Source organism: Bacillus sp. LBA3-1-1.1 (assembly GCF_040676495.1).
GTDB classification, from domain to species: Bacteria; Bacillota; Bacilli; order Bacillales; family Bacillaceae_G; genus Bacillus_A; species Bacillus_A nitratireducens.
This window is the reverse complement of record NZ_JBEGIB010000022.1, coordinates 60,677-81,665: the sequence shown is the minus strand read 5'-3', so window position 1 is coordinate 81,665 and position 20,989 is coordinate 60,677. Positions and strand designations below refer to the sequence as shown.

At 36.0% G+C, this 20,989-nt stretch carries 18 protein-coding genes and 1 pseudogene; 17 read left to right on the top strand and 2 right to left on the bottom strand.

Going from position 1 to position 20,989, the window contains the following annotated elements; all coding sequences use genetic code 11:
* Nucleotides 1-56 precede the first annotated feature (56 nt).
* From MRBLBA3_RS17500 to aceA, 8 genes and pseudogenes are all read left to right on the top strand, one after another.
* Nucleotides 57-256: pseudogene (locus MRBLBA3_RS17500) on the top strand (hypothetical protein); the annotation flags it as partial.
* On the top strand, nt 253-552 hold the full coding sequence (locus MRBLBA3_RS17495) for a hypothetical protein (protein WP_001006056.1): 300 nt from the start codon (nt 253-255) through the stop codon (nt 550-552). The pseudogene MRBLBA3_RS17500 and the gene MRBLBA3_RS17495, both read left to right, overlap by 4 nt.
* Before the next feature lie 242 nt (nt 553-794).
* Entirely contained in the window at nt 795-2,060 is a 1,266-nt protein-coding gene (locus MRBLBA3_RS17490; RefSeq protein WP_001233304.1) for a M48 family metallopeptidase, read from the top strand.
* A 96-nt stretch (nt 2,061-2,156) separates the two neighbouring features.
* Nucleotides 2,157-3,065, top strand: a complete 909-nt coding sequence (locus MRBLBA3_RS17485; protein WP_363382581.1) for a DMT family transporter — start codon at nt 2,157-2,159, stop codon at nt 3,063-3,065.
* Between the two features lie 574 nt (nt 3,066-3,639).
* The gene (locus MRBLBA3_RS17480) at nt 3,640-4,290 is read left to right on the top strand and encodes an S-layer homology domain-containing protein (protein WP_363382578.1); all 651 of its coding nucleotides are present in this window, start codon (nt 3,640-3,642) and stop codon (nt 4,288-4,290) included.
* A gap of 326 nt (nt 4,291-4,616) precedes the next feature.
* Nucleotides 4,617-5,288 (top strand): S-layer homology domain-containing protein, encoded by a 672-nt coding sequence (locus MRBLBA3_RS17475; RefSeq protein WP_363382575.1) that lies wholly within the window; start codon nt 4,617-4,619, stop codon nt 5,286-5,288.
* A gap of 187 nt (nt 5,289-5,475) precedes the next feature.
* Nucleotides 5,476-7,065: a malate synthase A gene (gene aceB / locus MRBLBA3_RS17470; protein ID WP_363382572.1), complete on the top strand. Its 1,590-nt coding sequence runs from the start codon at nt 5,476-5,478 to the stop codon at nt 7,063-7,065.
* A 25-nt stretch (nt 7,066-7,090) separates the two neighbouring features.
* Nucleotides 7,091-8,368, top strand: coding sequence for an isocitrate lyase (aceA, locus tag MRBLBA3_RS17465; protein ID WP_000787337.1), 1,278 nt, complete (start codon nt 7,091-7,093; stop codon nt 8,366-8,368).
* A 39-nt stretch (nt 8,369-8,407) separates the two neighbouring features.
* On the opposite strand, the gene MRBLBA3_RS17460 is transcribed toward aceA, so the two are convergent.
* Nucleotides 8,408-8,896, bottom strand: a complete 489-nt coding sequence (locus tag MRBLBA3_RS17460; protein ID WP_363382567.1) for a DUF6584 family protein — start codon at nt 8,894-8,896, stop codon at nt 8,408-8,410.
* Nucleotides 8,897-9,176: 280 nt separating this feature from the next.
* Between MRBLBA3_RS17460 and cspA the strand changes: the two genes are divergently transcribed.
* Entirely contained in the window at nt 9,177-9,380 is a 204-nt protein-coding gene (cspA, locus tag MRBLBA3_RS17455) for an RNA chaperone/antiterminator CspA (RefSeq protein WP_000218989.1), read from the top strand.
* 106 nt (nt 9,381-9,486) lie between these two features.
* Nucleotides 9,487-9,762: a hypothetical protein gene (locus MRBLBA3_RS17450; RefSeq protein WP_098561622.1), complete on the top strand. Its 276-nt coding sequence runs from the start codon at nt 9,487-9,489 to the stop codon at nt 9,760-9,762.
* Between the two features lie 26 nt (nt 9,763-9,788).
* Here MRBLBA3_RS17450 and MRBLBA3_RS17445 read toward each other — a convergent pair whose 3' ends face one another.
* Complete coding sequence (locus tag MRBLBA3_RS17445) at nt 9,789-9,974, bottom strand: hypothetical protein (protein WP_000391585.1); 186 nt, start codon at nt 9,972-9,974, stop codon at nt 9,789-9,791.
* Between the two features lie 282 nt (nt 9,975-10,256).
* Here MRBLBA3_RS17445 and MRBLBA3_RS17440 point away from each other — a divergent pair, with 282 nt between their 5' ends.
* From MRBLBA3_RS17440 to MRBLBA3_RS17410, 7 genes are all read left to right on the top strand, one after another.
* Complete coding sequence (locus tag MRBLBA3_RS17440; RefSeq protein ID WP_098318813.1) at nt 10,257-10,838, top strand: competence protein ComK; 582 nt, start codon at nt 10,257-10,259, stop codon at nt 10,836-10,838.
* Between the two features lie 246 nt (nt 10,839-11,084).
* Nucleotides 11,085-11,681, top strand: coding sequence for a DUF4306 domain-containing protein (locus MRBLBA3_RS17435; RefSeq protein WP_044741136.1), 597 nt, complete (start codon nt 11,085-11,087; stop codon nt 11,679-11,681).
* 338 nt (nt 11,682-12,019) lie between these two features.
* The gene (locus MRBLBA3_RS17430) at nt 12,020-12,613 is read left to right on the top strand and encodes a TVP38/TMEM64 family protein (protein ID WP_000347512.1); all 594 of its coding nucleotides are present in this window, start codon (nt 12,020-12,022) and stop codon (nt 12,611-12,613) included.
* Between the two features lie 56 nt (nt 12,614-12,669).
* Complete coding sequence (gene lepB / locus MRBLBA3_RS17425; protein WP_000751912.1) at nt 12,670-13,233, top strand: signal peptidase I; 564 nt, start codon at nt 12,670-12,672, stop codon at nt 13,231-13,233.
* Nucleotides 13,234-13,349: 116 nt separating this feature from the next.
* On the top strand, nt 13,350-16,865 hold the full coding sequence (addB, locus tag MRBLBA3_RS17420; protein WP_000058577.1) for a helicase-exonuclease AddAB subunit AddB: 3,516 nt from the start codon (nt 13,350-13,352) through the stop codon (nt 16,863-16,865).
* Nucleotides 16,862-20,587, top strand: coding sequence for a helicase-exonuclease AddAB subunit AddA (gene addA, locus MRBLBA3_RS17415; protein ID WP_363382561.1), 3,726 nt, complete (start codon nt 16,862-16,864; stop codon nt 20,585-20,587). Before addB ends, addA begins: the two co-directional genes overlap by 4 nt.
* A 23-nt stretch (nt 20,588-20,610) precedes the next feature.
* Nucleotides 20,611-20,889: an RNA polymerase alpha subunit C-terminal domain-containing protein gene (locus tag MRBLBA3_RS17410; RefSeq protein ID WP_000224032.1), complete on the top strand. Its 279-nt coding sequence runs from the start codon at nt 20,611-20,613 to the stop codon at nt 20,887-20,889.
* Nucleotides 20,890-20,989 lie beyond the last annotated feature (100 nt).

Here is a 20,989-nt window from a genome sequence, read left to right as displayed (position 1 = left end):
ATGATAGATTCCACCTCTATTAGACGTAAGTACTTCTCCATCAATAATGATTTCATCTTATCGTGTTAGGGACATTAATAATAGTTAGCTTTATTGTGGAAGAAATGATGAGGCGTATCTTCAGACAGTATGTAAAGAACGAAGAAAATTATGTTAGGGCTCATAAAATGTTTGAGAAAGTAGTGGGGACTTTTATTTTATGAAAACTAAATCATCATTAATTCGAAATTTGAAAGGGATGTATAAAATTATATGAATGAAACAATATCGTCAAATAAGTTTTTTTATTTGATTGTACTGAGTTTAGTATTGATTACGACAGTAAATGTTGTTCTTCGCTGGGAGGAAGCTTACTTTTTTATGTATTTAGCGCTCCATTTATTAGGGATTTTATGCATTACGGGCGGAGTAGTTGCTGAGAAAAAGCATGAAGAAAGTATTAATTATATGTGTGTGATGGGTCTTATTTTACTTTTAACTGTACAAGGTATTATGAAATATAGTTCATTTTCTTTGCAAGATTTTAGTTTGTTAATAGATGTACTTCCTTAAGAAGGATTTTAAGGACTATGAATATATACGATATGTAAAAGGCGCTGGTTTGTAAGTACATTTCCTATACCAGATTATGAGCCGAAGAAAATATTTAAAAACAGGTGAAACTCTTCTTGTAATAGAAGAGTTTTTTTATGTAAATGGAACGAGCTAGAACAATTCTCACGATTAGCTTGTTCTAATTTTGAAAGTACGAACTTACAATAATAATAGACAGGCAGCATAGAGGAGGGAATAGCGTGAGGAAAGTTATTGGATGGTCGCTTTTTTTGTACGTTGGGTTTGCGTTACTTATATATTGGTATTTATTTGGATGGAATCATGAACTCATTCCGGACATGTATAAAGGAACGAGGGCAGATCCAGAGACTTTTATGAATGCGAGGGAGCTTACGCTAAGTCAAGATTATTCGCGCGTGAAAAACTTACTGTACTTTTTAGCGACGCCTCTTGAATGGATTATTTTATTGTTTGTACTTGTGCTCGGTATTTCAAAAAAGTTTGAGAAATGGTCGAAGGAAACGACCAAAATAAATGTCTTACAAGTTGCGATTTATTTCTTTTATTTATCATTACTGACAACAGTTCTTGCATTACCGATGCAATGGATTGGGCGTAAAGTGTCGGTTGATTACGGTATTTCCACGCAAAGTACACAAAGCTGGATAAAAGATCACGTTATCGATTTTTGGGTGAATTATGCGACTATGTTACTCATTGTTACAGTTCTTTTATGGCTCATCCGTAAATTCCCGAAGAGATGGTGGCTAGCAGGATGGGCGCTCTCTGTACCGTTTACAATTTTTTTAACGTTCGTGCAACCTGTTGTAATTGATCCACTTTATAATGATTTTTCAACGCTGAAAAATAAGGAATTAGAAACGAAAATCTTAGCAATCGCAGATAAAGCTGATATTCCATCTGAACATGTATATGAAGTAAATATGTCGGAAAAAACAAATGCGTTAAATGCATATGTAACAGGAATTGGAAAAAACCTTCGTATTGTAATGTGGGATACAACACTTCAGCAATTAAAAGATAAAGAGATTTTATTTATTATGGCCCATGAAATGGGACATTACGTAATGAAACATATATATTGGGGCGTTGCGAGTTATATTTTCATATCGTTTATAGGTATGTATTTAATTAGTCGTATTTTAAATATGTGTATTCGAAAATGGGGAGATACGCTGCAAATTTCCAAAATGGCATGTTTTTCAATTTTACCTTTATTTTTCTTAATTTCCTCTGTATTATCGTTTGCGTCACAACCAGCAACAAACTACGTTTCTCGTATAGAAGAACGAGCGGCAGATCAATACGCTTTAGATATGACAAAAGATGGGGAATCTGGCGTAAAAACTTTTCAATATTTATCAAAAACGAGCTTAAGCCAAGTAAATCCACCTGCGTTAGTGAAGTTTTTCTTATATACCCATCCACCAATTTTCGAAAGAATTCATACGTTTGAACAATATGAAAAACAGAAGAAGCAGTAGTATACTGCTTCTTTTTATTGTGGAGTATTCGAATTTTGGAAAATTATAGTGTATAATATATGGAATGTTCAGTTAAATGTTTAGGAGGTTAATAGTTTGTTTCATTCAAAATCAATGCCGGCTATAAAAATGATTCTTTCGATGTCTATTTTTGGATCGATTGGATTTTTTTCTGTTCAGACAGGTTTACCGTCTTTTGAATTAGTATTCGTTCGTTGTATTTGTGCGACTATATTTTTAGCATTATGTTGGTTCGTAACGGGGCAGTACAAAAGTGAGAAATGGAACAAAAAAGAGACCATACAAATATTAGCTTGTGGTGTATTTCTCGTTTTTAACTGGGTATTTTTATTTAAAGCGTTTGAAGTCATGTCGATTACAATTGCGATTTCTGTGTATCATCTTGCACCGATCATCGTATTAATGATTGGTAGTATTGTATTTAGAGAGAGGTTAACAGCATTTGCGGTTCTGTCCATTGTCATATGTTTCATCGGTACAGTTTTAATAGCTGGAGTAGATGGCAATGTGTCGCTTGAGAAATTAATGTCATCTGGAATGGTGTGGGCACTTCTTGCAGCTGTATTTTATGCATTTACAACGTTGCTCGGAAAAGGAATTAAGCATACGAGTGCATATGCGATGACATTTTTACAAACGTTTTTAGGTATATTTTTATTGCTACCATTCGTAGACTTCGGGAAGTTTCAAGGATTAACAGAGATGAACTGGATGATGATCACAGCGACAGGACTTATACATACGGGATTTGTATATTACTTATTTTTTGACAGTTTAAGAGATTTATCGACGAGATTAATTTCGGTATTAGTGTTTTTAGATCCTGCGGTTGCAATACTATTAGATACAGTCTTTACCGGATTTAGACCGACTAGTATGCAAGTAGTGGGGATTATCCTTATATTTGTAGGAATGGCATTTACTTTTCGGAAAACGAAGGATGAAAAAATAGCGATAAAAGAAAATTTGTATTCTGAATTTTAAATAATCAGTCTGCATTCTATTGATAATTCCCTTATTTTTTGTACAATATAAATTGATTGATAATTCACCAGGGAAATGGGAATAAATAAGAGTATAAAAAAAGTACAAGTAGATTATACTTGTGCTTTTTGTCTGAAAGGTAAAGTTTTTACATAATGCAATTTTTAGATTCTATTTAAACGATTAATCAATGAAGCTGGAAAAAGCGCAAATATGATATTTGCGCTTTTTTTGTCTAGAAAGTGAAATTTTTATAAGTGAAGGACTTGATTAGTAGATAGTAGAATATTTTATATATAACATCTTTGCAAAAGCTTTTGTTTATCCTTTTTGAAAATCAAACAGAGAAACTAGAGCGCAAAGATGAGAATATATCTTCAAATGATTTGCATGCAATTCAGAATACCAATTGGAATTGAGAGCGAATTGGCTCTCCTAGTAATCTTCAAAATAATAGATATTAAAAATGCAATATATTACATAGAGCTTGCAAATACAGCATATGTAATATGGGGAAAGAATTTAGTCTATTATGTTCCACTTTTAATAAAGTGGAAATGAAGGAGCGAGGACAATGAAGAAAAAAATGTTCCGTGTAATGGCGGCAGCGACTATTATGGGTGGATTATTGGTAAGTGCAAATGTTCCTAACATAAAAGCAGAAGAATATCCTGAAATGATTGTATTTGACGATGTCCCAGTAAACCATTGGGCATATGATTATATTCTAGATGCGGCATATAATAAAATTATGCTAGGTTATGGAAATGGAAAGTTTGGTGTAGGTGATAACGTAACACGTGAACAAGTGGCGGCAGTACTATATCGCGCACTTAATATAAAACATGAAGGACCGTTAAAAAATCCGTATAATGATATTTCTGAAAGATCAACAATGTTTCCAAATGAAATTTTAGCATTAACAGAACGCGGTATTTTTAAAGGTGATGAGAAGGGGAACTTTAGACCTAGAGAAACAATAACACGTGCAGAAGTAGCGCAAGTTCTTACACAGACATATTCCTTTGAAGTGAAGCAACAGCATACATTTAAAGATGTACCAAATAATTACTGGGCGAAAAATGCAATTAGTGCCTTGCAATCTAATGATGTCATAGTAGGAACAGGAAATGGAAAGTTTGAACCGAATAAAATTGTAACACGTGAGCAATATGCAACATTTTTATATAAAGCTATTATTAACTTTCATTTAAAAAATGAGTAACAATAAATTATATTGATATAGTATATTTTTTTGAAAAAAAGCGCGAAGATAACGCGCTTTTTTCTTATTTTAAATTGTTTATTTGTATATTTATTCTGCTGTTAACGGTGGGATTAATAGTATAGAATGGAAAAAATAGGATATTTTTAGTTACTTTTTATGTTTAAAAAGTATGGTTTAGTAACTTCATTTTTCATTAAGTATAAAGATAAGTATATGAAATATAGTTCACAAATTAGACAAAACTTATATGGATAAGTGTATTGTTACTTTTCCGTTAATTCTTTATATTAGAAAAAATATGTTTTTTTTAGGGAGAGAATACAGTGAAGAAAAAGATTTTAAAAGTAGCAACAGCTTTAACAATTATGGGTGGAGTTGCATTTAGTGCTGAAGGCGCTACAGCGAATGCTGAAGTAGCTGCTAAGCCTAAGCCTAAGCCACAACAAGCAAGTCAGGCTATCTTTAAAGATGTACCAGCAGGACATTGGTCTTACGAAGCAATTCAAACTTTAGCACAAGAAGAAATTATGCTTGGTTATGGAAATGGCGTGTTCGGTTTTGGACATAACATAACTCGTGAACAAGTAGCTGCTTTGATTTATCGTACTATCGATTTCAGTGAAGTATTCGAGGAAGGCGATATCCTTGAGAATCCATACAAAGATATTAATGAAAAATCAACAATGTTCTTAGAAGAAATTTTAGTATTAACAGAGGTAGGTATCTTTAACGGTGATGGAACTGGAAACTTTAGACCGAAAGATACACTAACACGTGCAGAAATGGCTCAAGTGCTTACAGTAGCATATGAGTTAGAAGTAAAAGGAACACAAGGATTTAAAGATGTACCGAAAGGACATTGGGCATACAATGCGATTAATGCAGTAGGTTCAAATGGTATTTCTGTAGGAGATGGAACTGGAAACTTTGCTCCAAACATGAAAGTAACACGTGAACAATATGCGCAGTTCTTATTTAAGACAATTTTTGAATAAATAATAAAAAAGAGTCAGTGTTATATAACACTGACTCTTTTTTTGTTGAAATCATAATGGATAAACACAGTTTTGTAAAAAAAATCATTAAATTTTCAAAAAAAACTTCCTTTTCTGAAGATTTGTTATATAATATAAAACATAAAATCTAATCTGTTATAAAACAGTTTAAAAAGGGGATGCTAATATGTCGACGCAAACTTCACGGGTAACATTGCCTGGAGAAATGTTACCAGCGTACAACGAAATATTGACACCTGAGGCGCTTAGCTTTTTAAAGGAACTACATGGAAATTTCAATGAGCGCCGTATAGAGCTTTTACAAACACGTGTGGAGAAACAAAAGAGAATTGATGCAGGAGAGTTTCCGAAGTTCTTAGAAGAAACAAAGCGTATACGTGAAGCGGATTGGACAATTGCCAAATTGCCAAAAGATTTAGAGGATCGTCGCGTAGAGATTACTGGACCAGTAGATAGAAAGATGGTTATTAACGCTTTAAATTCAGGAGCACATCTTTTTATGGCAGACTTTGAAGATTCGAATGCACCAACTTGGAGAAATGCTGTTGAAGGTCAAATTAACTTACGAGATGCTACTAGGGGAACGATCTCACATAAAAATGAGAACGGAAAAGAATATCGTTTAAATAGTAAAACGGCTGTCTTAATTGTGCGTCCGAGAGGATGGCATTTAGAAGAAAAGCATATGCAAGTTGACGGCAAGAACATGTCTGGCAGTTTGGTGGATTTTGGATTGTACTTTTTCCATAATGCGAAGACGCTTTTAGCAAAAGGAAGTGGCCCATACTTTTACTTACCGAAAATGGAAAGTTACTTAGAGGCAAGATTATGGAATGACGTTTTCGTATTCGCTCAAAAGTATATCGGTATTCCGAACGGAACGATTAAAGCGACTGTGTTAATAGAAACGATTCACGCTTCATTTGAAATGGATGAAATTTTGTATGAACTAAGAGATCATTCTGCTGGTTTAAACTGCGGGCGATGGGATTATATATTTAGTTTCTTAAAGAGTTTCCGAAATCATAATGAATTTTTACTTCCAGATAGAGCGCAAGTCACGATGACAGCGCCGTTTATGCGCGCGTATTCTTTGAAAGTTATTCAAACTTGCCACCGCCGTAATGCGCCAGCAATCGGAGGGATGGCAGCGCAAATTCCAATTAAGAATGATCCAGAAGCAAATGAGGCGGCTTTTGAGAAAGTGCGTGCTGATAAGGAGCGCGAAGCTTTAGATGGACATGACGGGACTTGGGTTGCCCACCCGGGACTTGTACCGGTTGCAATGGAAGTATTTAATCACATAATGAAAACGCCAAATCAAATTTTTAGAAAGCGTGAAGAAATACGTGTAACAGAAAAGGATTTATTAGAAGTACCGATGGGAACGATTACAGAAAGTGGTCTTCGCACGAATATTAACGTCGGTATTCAATATATTGCATCTTGGTTAAGTGGGCGGGGAGCAGCACCAATTTATAACTTAATGGAAGATGCAGCAACAGCAGAAATATCAAGAGCACAAGTATGGCAGTGGATTCGTCATGAGGGTGGAAAGCTAAGTGATGGCCGTGATATCACTTTTAAATTGATGGAAGAATTGAAAGAAGAAGAACTAGCAAAAATAGAAAGAGAGATTGGTAAGGAAGCGTTTAAGAAAGGGAGATTTGCAGAAGCTACAAAACTGTTTACAAACCTTGTTCGCAATAACGAGTTCATGCCGTTTTTAACATTACCGGGTTATGAAATTTTATAAAAAACAAGAAAAGGGGATGGAACATATGAAAAACGAAAGAATTGATACATTGCAAGAAAGCTGGGAGTTAGATACACGCTGGAAAGGGATCACACGTCCATATTCAGCTGAAGATGTAATTCGTCTGCGCGGATCGATTGATATTGAACATACGTTAGCGCGCTGCGGTGCAGAGAAGCTTTGGAAATCACTTCATACAGAAGATTATATTAATGCACTTGGCGCATTAACAGGAAACCAAGCGATGCAACAAGTGAAGGCTGGATTAAAAGCAATTTATTTAAGTGGTTGGCAAGTAGCGGCAGATGCGAATCTTTCTGGACATATGTATCCTGATCAAAGCTTATACCCAGCGAACAGTGTACCAGCTGTTGTAAAGCGAATTAACCAAACGCTTCAACGTGCTGATCAAATTCAGCATATGGAAGGAAATGGTGATACGGATTATTTTGTACCAATTGTGGCGGATGCTGAAGCTGGTTTTGGTGGACAGTTAAACGTATTTGAACTAATGAAAGGGATGATTGAAGCTGGTGCATCTGGCGTGCACTTCGAAGACCAATTATCTTCAGAGAAAAAATGCGGGCATTTAGGCGGAAAAGTATTATTACCGACGCAAACAGCGGTGCGTAATTTAATTTCGGCACGTCTTGCTGCGGATGTAATGGGAGTACCGACAATTATTGTTGCAAGAACAGATGCAGATGCTGCAGATTTAATTACGAGTGATATCGATCCGGTTGATCAAGAGTTTATTACAGGGGAAAGAACGCCAGAAGGGTTTTATCGTACGAAAGCAGGACTTGATCAAGCGATTGCACGTGGTTTAGCATATGCACCGTACGCAGACCTCGTTTGGTGTGAAACATCTGAACCAAACTTAGAAGATGCAAAACGTTTTGCGGATGCAATTCATAAGAAATATCCAGGGAAGCTACTGGCTTACAACTGTTCTCCTTCATTTAACTGGAAACAAAAATTAGATGAAAAAACAATTGCAAGCTTCCAACAAGAAATTGCATCGTACGGTTATAAATTCCAGTTCGTAACGCTTGCTGGATTCCATTCATTAAACTACGGTATGTTTGAATTAGCGCGTGGTTATAAAGAACGCGGCATGGCAGCGTACTCTGAATTACAGCAAGCAGAGTTCGCAGCAGAAAAAGATGGTTACTCTGCAACGCGCCATCAACGCGAAGTAGGAACAGGATATTTTGATGAAGTAGCACAAGTTATTACAGGCGGTACTTCATCAACGACTGCACTAAAAGGATCTACGGAAGAAGAACAGTTTACGAAATAAAGATAAAAGTAGGTGTCTATAATAGGCACCTACTTTTATTTATAATATCCAATTCACTATAGTGAATATACCAATAGTAGCAGTAAAAAGAAGGAATGCGAATAATGCTAGACAGCCCCATACAAATAGCTTGTCTTTCCATGTTTCTTCATCATCATCATCAATGAGTTCTTCTACCACTTTTTTCTGTAATGGATGTTCCGTATGTAGTCCTGTAATAATGTCATGATCTCCTTTGAATTTTAAAGCACGTACAATATGATAAGGATCATTTCCCATCGATTTTTCAAACTGTCGACATGCCGCGTGCATAACATCTGTTTTCTCTTTTTCAAGATACCAATATCGTCCAGCCATTTCGGGGTATTGTAATGTAAAGTAAATATCACCGAGTTTTTTTCTAAGTTCTAACTCATTCGGATAAGTAGCGATTAATCCGTGTACTCTATCTCTTGCTTTTCCGAGGTTGTTATTTTCAATATCTTTTTCAATTTTCTTTAATGTTTTTTCAGGGATTATTTCTACCATGTAATCCTCCTTTATTAAAATAGGTGTAGTTATATTTTATAAGAAATAATAAAATTTAGAAATTTTATTTTTAAAAAGGATTGTACATTCTATTTTAAGTATGCTATGATAATACCAGTTGAATAATTAAATTAAGCAATCCATATATTATCAAGTGCCGAAAACGAACGAGAAAAAGTATGTGAGAACTAGTTTATGTTTCGTATTTGATAATGTGTGGATTCTTTTTTTATACATGAAGACTAAATAATAAAATGTATTTTCTTAGGAGGAAATAATTATGACAGTTACAGGACAAGTAAAATGGTTTAACAACGAAAAAGGCTTCGGTTTCATCGAAGTTCCAGGCGAAAACGATGTATTCGTACATTTCTCTGCAATCGAAACTGAAGGTTTCAAATCTTTAGAAGAAGGTCAAAAAGTTAGCTTCGAAATCGAAGAAGGCAACCGTGGACCTCAAGCTAAAAACGTAATCAAACTATAATTTTATAGTTTATTATAGAAAAAAGGATGGCTTATGCCATCCTTTTTTTTGTTGTTGAAATATACAAACATAACGATTATATTGGGGGGAGAAGGCGGGGATATATATGATGGAAAAGTATATAAATGAAGTAATACTCGATGTTCGTAGAGGTAATGAAGAGGACTTAAAAAATACAATTGAAGAGATAAAGGCGTACGCGAAAACTTATGAAAATGATAAAGTGACGTTAATTGATCTGAAAAAATCTCATTCTCATGTTTTAGGTGAAGAACGATATATAATCACATTACAAATTGAAAGAGATACAGAAAATCTCGGAAGAAAGTATGAATATGAAGAAGAAAAAATAGTCGGTTTTTTTGAAGATGAAGAAGAGTAAAAGGCTTTCCAAAAAAGGAAGGCCTTTTACTCTTCTTTTCCAACTTTTTTCTTTGCTCGTTTCTTGCATTCTGGGCATATTGATTTACGAAAAGGCTTTGCAAAGAACAGTAGAATGAAAAATAAAGCGAATATAATACTAGCTGAATTTTTTACGATAACAATGCTACTGTTTTTCATTTGAATTGTTGGATGATCTTGCTTTTCTTCCATGAGAGACCTCCGTATATTTGATTTATATTTTAATTATAGCAAAGTTAATTGTTGTAATGATGTGAAAAGAGGAAGCAATTATAAATATTTATAGATAGTATAAATATTTTTTGTACAGGTTTGAATTATTTTATTATCATATAGTTACTTTTAAATTTAATAAATATTTGATAAATGATAAAGTATTGTAAAAAAGGGAAATCTGTAAAGCATTTCCTTTTCATAGGTGCTAAAATTATACATGCAGCTGCTACTATAAATAGAAAAGGGAGATAGTAGAATATGGAAAGTAAAGTAGAACGTTATGTCGAAAATTATGTTGTAAGTAAAAAAACGATGGCCTTACTTCCTGTTGTTCTAGGAGAAAAGCAAGTGGTTACGCGAATTGTTGAAATGGAGGATTCTTTTTTCGTATTTCAAAAACCTCTCGATATTATAGAGAGAAGTTGCCGGAAACATGGTTCTAGTTTTTTTGGAAGAAAAGAAGGAACGAAGGAGTTAACTGGTATTACACATAAAGCTCCTATCGCAATTAGCCCGACAGATCAACTTTATTTTTTCCCTACGTATTCTTATTCTCGAAAAGAGTGTGCGTGGTTGTCTCATTTTCATATTGAAAATAATAAAGAATTAAAAGATGGAAATCTTATTATTAGATTTATAAATGGTTTCGCTGTGAAATTAGAAATATCCAAAAGCAGCTTTGAAAATCAGCAAAATCGTACAGCAAAATTACGAACAGAGTATGAAGACCGTAAGAAAAAACAAGGAAGCCCTTGTTTTAAAGAGATTGATAAAAGGGATGAATCTAAATTAACGCCAGCCTATGAGAAAGTGTATTTTGTAAGGGAAGGTGAAGTTTGAGAGGAAAAGGATGGGGGGACTCATCCTTTTTTTGATTTCATTATATATATATCGTTACGCTGTAAGGTTCATAAATAAAACGAGAAAAATTTACGGATTTTTTGTTCTTTAATAGCTTAAGGGAGTGTAAAATTACAATATAAGGGTAATTTTACTACATATATTTATCGCGATGTTAATATGCATCATTTAACATTTGCGGTATACATGATATTTCTTACCTTATTGTATAAAGAAGGAGATGGTATGTTGAAAAGGACTATGTTATTTTGGGCGCAATATATCCTTGTTTTGCCTATATTATTTCTTACCTTTATGTTTACTGGTTTCGTTGGTAGTCAGTTAATGATAGGTGCTGATAAACAACATTTTATTTTTACGCCTCAAAATGCAACAGAATATAGTCAAATTAGTGAAATTGATAAATTGCTATTTGCTTTTTCAATTCAGCCAGTTGTCACCATAGTATTTCTGCTATCGATTGTGTACGTACTGACACTTATTGTCTTTCAAATTATTGAATGTAAGAAGAAAAGAAAGATATTACATAGTTTGCAATATATGATTCTTATACCAATTTTTATTTACTTGTGGTTTGGAATAATGCAATTTTCCGCGGTTAGTTTAACTTGGATAGATAATTGGAAGGATTACCTTATATTCACTCCTAGCACGATAACTGATGAGCAAGATATATATACGATTGATAAGTTTTTATACAAATTTCGAATGTTACCTATTCCGAGTACAGTATTAATACTATCTTTCTTATATTTATTAATACTTATCGTGATTGATAGTATGCGCTTACTAAAAAGGTTTCTTGTAAGAACTAGTCATTAGAAAAGGATAATTATTTGAAGGTACAACAATTATTTGTCATTACTCATTTCCATACAGGTAGTAAGGGGATTTTTTTGAAACTACAGATTGACACTTTCTGTAGTTTCTTCTTTTTTATAATATGTAACCGTTAAGTTATAATCTGTGCGTGGTGTCTAAACTATTCTCATGTCTTGTCGAATATTGAAAGATTATCATAGCATAATAATGAAGGAATTCTAGAGGAAGATATGGAAACTTAATAATTACATCTCCCTATGTCATATCTACCATTTCCTCTTTCATATAAGCAATGATACAGTAGAGGTAGTAATTAGAGTAAAGGGGTAAAGTGTAGAATGGATTTTCAGACAATCAAAGAATATTTTTCACCAGAAAATATGGATCACATTGTTGAAAGTTATAAAGCGTTCGGGCCGCTTCTTGGTATTGGTTTACCGATGATAGAGGCGCTTATTCCAGCATTGCCTCTCATTGTGTTTGTACTGGCGAATGCTGTTGCATTTGGTTTTTGGTTCGGTTTTCTTTATTCGTGGCTTGGATCAGTAATTGGTGCAATGCTTGTATTTTTCATCATTCGTAGCTTTGGAAGAAGTCGTTTCTTTTCTTTTGTAAATAAGCATGAGAGAGTGCGAAAAGCGATGGGATGGATTGAAAGAAAAGGATTCGCGCCAATCTTTGTTATATTTTGTTTTCCGTTCACACCATCTGCGCTTATAAACGTTGTAGCTGGTTTGTCTCGTATTAGCGTAAAACAATTTGGACTAGCGTTAGCATTCGGAAAGCTTGTTATGATCTTTATTTTAACGTATATCGGTCATGATTTAATGTCGTTTATTCATAAGCCGATAAAATCGGTTATTGTTGGTATTGGTATTTTTATTTTATGGTATGTCGGTAAAAAAATTGAAGTAAAGTTAGAACTACATTAGGAAAAGTCTTCTTTGTAAAGATAAGCTTCATTATTAAAGGGTGAGGGGAGAAGCGAATGAAGAAAACTTTGAAAAAAGAAGGGCTAGAGTGGATAAGAACAATTTTAATTGGTGTACTATTAGCTATATTTTTTCGAACGTTTTTCTTTTCAACGTACGTTGTAGAGGGGAAGTCAATGATGCCGACATTGCAAGATGGCAATATGCTCGTTGTGAATAAGGTGAGTTATCAAGTAGGGGACTTGAATCGATTTGATGTCGTCGTTTTTCATGCGAATAAAAAAGAGGACTATGTAAAGCGAATTATCGGTTTACCTGGGGATCATATCGAATATAAGCATGATAAACTATATATAAACGGACAATTCGTGGAGGAACCTTATTTAGAGGCGTATAAGAAAGAGATAAATGGACGGCAATTAACAGGTGATTTTAAATTAGAAGAATTAACGAAAGAAAAGTTTGTACCACCTGGTTCTATTTTTGTAGTTGGTGACAACCGCCTCGGTAGCTGGGATAGTAGGCACTTCGGCTTTGTGAAAGCTGATACGGTTGTCGGTAAAGTTGATTTACGATATTGGCCGATTCGAGAGGTGCAAACGAATTTTTCAAAAGGTTGATATAATAAAGTGAAGTATAGGAAAAGACAAACAGCTCAGTTTGTCTTTTTTCGTGTCCTATAATACAATTATGGTAGCAAACTAACGTTCGTTATGTAAGTGAAAGGTGGGGTTACATGTCACTTCGATTTGTGATTGGTAGAGCTGGAAGTGGAAAAAGTACACTTTGTTTACACGAAGTGCAAGAAGAGTTAAAGCAGCGCCCAAGAGGGAAAACAATATTATATCTTGTGCCAGAACAGATGACATTCCAAACGCAGCAGGCGTTAATTGGTAGTGAGGATGTTAGAGGTTCTATTCGGGCACAAGTTTTTAGTTTTTCACGGTTAGCGTGGAAGGTGCTGCAAGAAGTTGGCGGAGCGAGTCGTCTTCATATTGATGAAGCCGGTGTACATATGTTACTTCGTAAAATTGTAGAATCTCGTAAAGATGGATTATCGGTGTTTCAAAAAGCAGCGGAGCAAAACGGTTTCTTTGAACATCTTGGTAGTATGATTGCGGAGTTTAAACGTTATAATGTGACGCCATCTAACGTATATGAAATGTGGCAACAATTAGATGCGCATAGTAGTAGTGCAGAGCAAAAGCTGCTAGCGAATAAAGTGTATGATTTACAGTTATTATATGATGATTTCGAACGTGCTTTAATCGGAAAATATTTAGATTCAGAAGACTACTTACAATTATTAATTGAGAAGCTTTCAGACTCTGAGTATGTAAAAGGCGCGGAAATTTATATAGATGGATTCCATTCATTTTCCCCTCAAGAGCTAGAAATTGTTAGAGGGTTAATGAAATTAGGAACTAGAGTAACAATAACATTAACGATAGATGAAAAAACGTTAGCGCAGCCAGTGAATGAACTAGATTTATTTTATGAAACGACGTTAACGTATGAACGAATCAAACAAGTAGCGCGTGAAGAGAAAATAGAAATTGAAAAAACAATTCCGCTGATGGAACAGCCGCGTTTTCATTCGCAAGCATTAGCACATTTAGAAACACACTACGAAGCACGTCCAAATGAAAAGTTTCACGGAGAAGCAAGTGTAACGATTAGTACAGCAGCTAATTTACGAGCTGAAGTAGAAGGCGTAGCTCGTGAAATTAGAAGACTTGTGGCGGATGAAGACTATCGTTACCGAGATGTCGCAGTCCTTCTTCGTAACGGAGAAAGTTATTACGACGTAATGCGAACGTTATTTACGGATTATAATATCCCGCATTTCATCGATGAAAAACGCCCAATGTCACATCATCCGCTAGTAGAATGTATTCGTTCTGCACTCGAGATTATTAGCGGGAATTGGCGTTATGATGCAGTATTCCGCTGCGTGAAAACAGAGCTTTTATATCCATTAGATGTAAGAAAAGAAGCGATGCGCGAAGAGATGGATGAGTTCGAAAACTACTGTTTAGCGTACGGTGTACAAGGGAAGAGATGGACTTCTGAAGATCCGTGGATGTATCGTCGTTATCGTTCTCTTGATGATGCGAGCGAAATGATAACAGACAGTGAGCGTGAAATGGAAGAGAAAATAAATCGACTTCGCGACGTTGTAAGAACGCCAGTTATTCGTATGCAAAAAAGACTGAAGCGTGCTGGAACAGTTATACAAATGTGCGAAGCGGTATATTTATTTTTAGAGGAGCTTGACGTTCCGAAAAAACTAGAAGAATTACGTGTTCGTGCAGAAGAAAATGGAGATTTCTTATTTGCGACAGACCATGAGCAAGTATGGGAAGAAGTGATGAATCTTCTTGATACGTTCGTTGAGATGCTTGGTGAGGAGAAAATGTCACTATCTATGTTCACGGAGGTTATGTCGACAGGTCTTGAGGCACTTCAATTTGCGAACATTCCGCCGTCACTAGATCAAGTGTTAGTTGCTAATATTGATCATTCTAGATTATCAGATATTAAAGCGACGTTCATTATTGGAGTAAACGAAGGTGTGATTCCAGCAGCGCCTATGGATGAAGGTATGCTTTCTGATGAGGAAAGAAATGTTCTCACCGCTGCAGGTATCGAATTAGCACCAACGACGAGACAAACTTTACTAGAAGAACAGTTCGTTATGTATCAAATGGTGACGAGAGCATCTGAGAAGTTATACATTTCCTGTCCGCTTGCGGATGAAGAAGGAAAGACGTTACTTGCTTCTAGTTTTATTAAGAAAATAAAAAGAATGTTCCCTGATGTGAAAGAATCGTTTATTACGAACGATGTAAATGACTTATCGCGTTCGGAACAAATCTCATATGTAGCAACGCCAGAAGTAACGTTGTCTTATGTCATGCAGCAACTGCAAACATGGAAGCGATACGGATTTGAAGGTAATTTAGACTTTTGGTGGGATGTATATAACTTCTACGTTACTTCCGATGAATGGAAGCAAAAAAGTAGCCGCGTGTTATCAAGTTTATTCTACCGAAATCGTGCACAGAAATTAAGTACAGCTGTAAGTAGGGATTTATATGGAGATACAATTAAGGGGAGCGTTTCTCGTATGGAATTATTTAACCGTTGTGCGTACGCTCATTTCGCGCAGCACGGTTTATCGCTAAGAGAGCGTGATATTTTCAAACTTGATGCGCCAGATATCGGTGAACTATTCCATGCAGCGCTGAAAAGAATTGCAGACAGGTTATTACGTGAAAACCGTACTTGGGCAGATTTATCAATAAAAGAGTGTGAGCATCTTTCTACTTTAGTAATAGAAGAAATTGCACCATTATTACAAAGACAAATTTTATTAAGTTCAAACCGTCATTTCTATTTAAAACAAAAACTACAACAAATCATTTTCCGGACATCACTTATTCTTCGTGAACATGCGAAGTCTAGCGGTTTTGTACCAGTTGATTTAGAAGTACCGTTCGGTATGGGCGGGACTGGATCGCTTCCGCCAATGGAATTTGCGTTGCCAAATGGTGTGAAGATGGAAGTAGTTGGCCGTATTGACCGTGTTGATAAGGCGGAAGATGAGAGTGGTACGTTCCTTCGTATTATTGACTATAAATCAAGTTCGAAAGCGTTAGATTTAACAGAAGTGTATTACGGACTCGCACTTCAAATGTTAACGTATTTAGATGTTGTTACTTCAAATGCACATACGTGGATGAAAAAGGGTGGCACTGCATCACCGGCGGGAGTATTGTATTTCCATATTCATAACCCGATTGTTGAGATGAAAGGCGATGCATCTGAAGAAGAAATTGAGAAAGAAATTTTAAAGAAATTTAAAATGAAAGGGCTCGTACTAGGAGATGCTGATGTTGTTCGTTTAATGGATAATAAACTTTCAACAGGAAGCTCTGATATTATTTCTGCTGGTTTGAAAAAAGATGGTAGTTTTAGTGCGCGTTCTAGCATTGCAAGTGAACAAGAATTTAACGTACTTCAAAAATATGTACACCACTCGTTTGAAAATATCGGAAAAGACATTACAGAAGGTGTTATCGATATTGCTCCTTACAAAAAGGGGAATAAAGCGGCTTGTACGTTCTGTAACTTTAAATCTGTTTGTCAGTTTGATGAATCACTTGAAGATAATCAATTCCGTACGTTAAAAGATATGAAAGATAGCGAAGCAATGGAGAAAATTAGAGAGGAGGTTGGCGGAGAATGATAGAAAATTGGCCTGAAAAACCAGAAGGTAGTCAATGGACAGATGACCAGTGGAAAGCGGTTGTAGCGAACGGACGTGATATTTTAGTCGCAGCAGCAGCTGGATCTGGGAAAACAGCAGTACTAGTTGAACGTATTATTAAAAAGATTATAAGTGAGGAAAATCCAGTCGATGTCGACCGCCTGCTCGTTGTAACATTTACGAATGCAGCGGCGCAAGAAATGAAAAATCGAATTGGAGAAGCGTTAGAAAAAGTATTAATTGATGGGCCAGGTTCACAGCATATAAGAAAACAGCTTAGCTTATTAAATAAAGCTTCCATTTCTACCATTCATTCATTTTGTTTACAAGTTATTAGAGGATATTATTATATGCTTGATGTCGATCCTCGTTTTCGTATTGCAAACCAAACAGAAAATGAGTTATTAAAAGAAGAAGTGCTAGATGACATATTAGAAGAAGAGTATGGAATCGAAGATAATAGTATTTTCTTTGAATTAGTTGATCGTTATACGAGTGACCGTAGTGACGATGACTTACAACGAATGATTTTAGCGCTTCATACAGAATCAAGAGCGCATCCAAATCCGGAGAAATGGCTTGATAAATTAGTAGAAGCATACGACGTTGAAGGAAAGACGATTGAAGATTTAGTGTACGCTTCTTACTTATTAGAAGATGTGAAATTCCAGCTTGAAACAGCGGAAAAGCATATTCGTAAAGCGACTGAACTCGCAATGCTTCCTGATGGTCCAGCGCCTCGCGTTGAAACTTTACAAGCAGATTTAGCTTTACTTGGAACGTTATCCTCAGCAGCTTGTCGATCGTGGACAAGCGTTTATGAAGCAATGCAAAATGTATCGTGGCAAACGCTAAAGCGTATTAAGAAAAGTGATTACAACGAAGATGTTGTAAAACAAGTAGATTCTCTTCGTAATAAAGCGAAAGATGAAGTGAAGAAATTACAAGAAGAGCTATTTAGCCGCAGACCTGAAAGTTTCTTGCGAGATTTTCAAGATATGCATCCTGTATTAGAAAAACTCGTGAAGCTTGTAAAAGTATTTACAGAGCGTTTCCAAGCGATTAAACGAGATAAAGGAATGGTCGATTTCACAGATTTAGAGCATTTCTGTTTGCAAATTTTAAGTGAGCAAATTGAAGACGGTGAAATGAAGCCGTCAGCAGTAGCGCTGCAATATCGTAATAAATTTGCTGAAGTACTAGTTGATGAATATCAAGATACGAACTTCGTGCAGGAATCAATTATTAAATTCGTAACGAAAGATTCTGAGAGTGAAGGAAACTTGTTCATGGTTGGTGACGTAAAACAGTCAATCTATCGTTTCCGACTAGCAGAGCCTGGTTTATTCTTAGGAAAATATAAACGTTTCACACAAGAAGGATCGGGCGGCGGAATGAAGATTGATTTAGCGAAAAACTTCCGTAGCCGTCATGAAGTGCTAGCAGGTACGAACTTTATCTTCAAACAAATTATGGGCGAAGAAGTCGGAGAAATCGATTATGATGCTGACGCTGAATTAAAGCTAGGTGCTAGCTATCCAGAAGGTGAAGATGTAGCGGCAGAGCTATTATGTATTCAGCAAACGGAAGAAGAAGTGCAAGACGGAGAAGAAGGTGCCGAAGTAGAAAAAGCGCAGCTTGAAGCTCGTCTTATGGCGCAGCGTATTAAAGCAATGGTCGATTCAGGTTATGAAGTGTATGATCGTAAAACTGATAGTATGCGCCAAGTACAATACCGTGATTTCGTTATTTTACTTCGCTCCATGCCGTGGGCGCCGCAAATTATGGAAGAGTTAAAATTGCAAGGAATTCCAGTATATGCTGACCTTGCGACTGGTTACTTTGAAGCGACAGAAGTAAATATTATGATGAACGTATTCCGTGTTATCGATAATCCGATGCAGGATATTCCGCTTGCAGCTGTACTTCGTTCACCGATCGTTGGATTAAACGACGAAGAACTTGCGGCGCTTCGTGCTCATGGAAAGAAAGGTTCATTTTATGAAGTGATGAGTTCATTCTTAAAAGGAGCACCACTTGAAGAAGAACAAGAACTGCATGATAAATTAGAGTGGTTTTATAACTTACTGCAAGGGTGGCGTGAATTTGCGCGTCAACAATCCCTTTCCGATTTAATTTGGAAAGTGTACGGTGAGACAGGCTATTACGACTTTGTCGGCGGTTTACCAGCTGGAAAGCAAAGGCAGGCAAACTTACGCGTACTATATGACCGCGCGAGACAATATGAAGCAACATCGTTTAGAGGACTATTCCGCTTCTTACGCTTTATTGAGCGTATTTTAGAACGCGGAGATGATATGGGAACGGCGAGAGCTCTCGGTGAACAAGAAGACGTAGTTCGCATTATGACGATTCATAAAAGTAAAGGGCTAGAGTTCCCAGTCGTATTTGTAGCTGGACTTGGTCGTCGTTTTAATACACAAGATTTAATGAAACGCTTCTTACTTCATAAAGATTTCGGTTTCGGTTCACAATTTATCGATCCTCGTAAACGAATTAAATATACGACATTATCGCAACTAGCGATTAAGCGTAAAATGAAGATGGAATTAATTGCGGAAGAAATGCGCGTACTATACGTAGCGTTAACGCGTGCAAAAGAGAAGTTAATTTTAATCGGAACAGTTAAAGATGCAAATAAGGAAATGGAAAAATGGCTCGATGCAAGAGAGCATGGTGAATGGTTATTACCAGACCATATACGTGCCGGAGTGTCTTGCTATTTGGACTGGATTGCACCTTCATTATATAGACATCGTGATAGTGAAATGCTTCTTGAATTAGGACAAGGGAATATTCCAGTCGACATTTATGAGTATGACACTAGCTGGAAAGTAGAAGTTGTTGACGGAAAAGATTTGCTTGCACCAGAACCAGTTCAAGAAGAGAAGCAAGAATTGTTAGAAGCGCTTCGTGAGAAAAAGGCTGTTCCGTTAGAAAGTGAACGGAAAGAAGAAGTGTACGATAGATTAATGTGGGAATACGGGTATGAGGACGCAACATCGCACCGTGCGAAACAATCTGTTACAGAAATAAAGAGAAATTATCAATCTGAAGAAGGTAGCGATAATGCCTTTATTAAAAAACTTCGTGCACCAATTAAAACACGTCCGCGCTTTATGGAGAAAAAAGGATTAACGTACGCAGAGCGAGGGACAGCAGTCCATGCCGTTATGCAACATGTAGATTTGAAGAAACCAATTACGATTGAAGTTCTTCAAGAACAAATTGCAAGAATGGTAAATAAAGAACTATTAACATTTGAACAAGCTGAAGAAATAGCGATTGAAAAGGTAATTTCATTCTTTGACAGTGACTTAGGTAAAAGGGTATTAGCAGCAAAAAGTGTTGAGCGCGAAGTACCATTTACGATGATGCTTTCAGCAGAAGAAGCGTATCAAGATTGGCAAGGTAAGAGTGACGAAACAATACTTGTCCAAGGGGTTATCGACTGTATGATCGAAGAGGAAGACGGAATTACTTTAATCGACTTTAAAACAGATACGATTGAAGGAAAGTTTCCAGGCGGATTTGATCAAGCGAAACCAACTTTAGAAGACCGATACAAAGTACAGCTTTCACTATATGCAAAAGCACTAGAGAAAAGCTTAAAACATCCTGTGAAAGAGAAGTGTTTATACTTCTTTGATGGGAATCATGTTGTAAATATTGAGGAATAGAGCTTAGAGAGGGGTTATGGATTATGGCGACGTTAAGAACCTGTGATCAAGGACACGAGTACTACAAAAGTAGCGATTGTCCAACTTGCCCAACCTGTGAGAAAGAGAGAAAGCCAAATGAAGGCTTTCTTTCTCTTCTTTCAGCACCAGCAAGGCGAGCGTTAGAGCACCATGGAATAACGACTGAAGCAGAACTTTCAAAGTATAGTGAAAAAGAAATTTTGAAACTGCACGGTATAGGGCCAGCATCTTTACCTAAATTGAGAGCGGCTTTAGCGGATAAGGGATTATCATTTAAATAAAGAAAAACTAAACTCATATAACGAAATCTCATTTTGAAAATCTTAAATCGATGGACAAAACGCTTTAACAGATGAATTTATGAAGTGTAGAGAACTTGAT

Excerpts from the sequence above, each read along its gene's own strand:
- MRBLBA3_RS17430 (WP_000347512.1), top strand. The coding sequence starts at position 12,020 with ATGGATTTTCAGACAATCAAAGAATATTTTTCACCAGAAAATATGGAT.
- cspA (WP_000218989.1), top strand. The coding sequence starts at position 9,177 with ATGACAGTTACAGGACAAGTAAAATGGTTTAACAACGAAAAAGGCTTC.
- MRBLBA3_RS17435 (WP_044741136.1), top strand. The coding sequence starts at position 11,085 with ATGTTGAAAAGGACTATGTTATTTTGGGCGCAATATATCCTTGTTTTG.
- MRBLBA3_RS17445 (WP_000391585.1), bottom strand. The coding sequence starts at position 9,974 with ATGGAAGAAAAGCAAGATCATCCAACAATTCAAATGAAAAACAGTAGC.
- MRBLBA3_RS17410 (WP_000224032.1), top strand. The coding sequence starts at position 20,611 with ATGGCGACGTTAAGAACCTGTGATCAAGGACACGAGTACTACAAAAGT.
- addB (WP_000058577.1), top strand. The coding sequence starts at position 13,350 with ATGTCACTTCGATTTGTGATTGGTAGAGCTGGAAGTGGAAAAAGTACA.
- MRBLBA3_RS17440 (WP_098318813.1), top strand. The coding sequence starts at position 10,257 with ATGGAAAGTAAAGTAGAACGTTATGTCGAAAATTATGTTGTAAGTAAA.
- lepB (WP_000751912.1), top strand. The coding sequence starts at position 12,670 with ATGAAGAAAACTTTGAAAAAAGAAGGGCTAGAGTGGATAAGAACAATT.
- MRBLBA3_RS17480 (WP_363382578.1), top strand. The coding sequence starts at position 3,640 with ATGAAGAAAAAAATGTTCCGTGTAATGGCGGCAGCGACTATTATGGGT.
- MRBLBA3_RS17495 (WP_001006056.1), top strand. The coding sequence starts at position 253 with ATGAATGAAACAATATCGTCAAATAAGTTTTTTTATTTGATTGTACTG.
- MRBLBA3_RS17460 (WP_363382567.1), bottom strand. The coding sequence starts at position 8,896 with ATGGTAGAAATAATCCCTGAAAAAACATTAAAGAAAATTGAAAAAGAT.
- addA (WP_363382561.1), top strand. The coding sequence starts at position 16,862 with ATGATAGAAAATTGGCCTGAAAAACCAGAAGGTAGTCAATGGACAGAT.
- aceB (WP_363382572.1), top strand. The coding sequence starts at position 5,476 with ATGTCGACGCAAACTTCACGGGTAACATTGCCTGGAGAAATGTTACCA.
- aceA (WP_000787337.1), top strand. The coding sequence starts at position 7,091 with ATGAAAAACGAAAGAATTGATACATTGCAAGAAAGCTGGGAGTTAGAT.
- MRBLBA3_RS17450 (WP_098561622.1), top strand. The coding sequence starts at position 9,487 with ATGATGGAAAAGTATATAAATGAAGTAATACTCGATGTTCGTAGAGGT.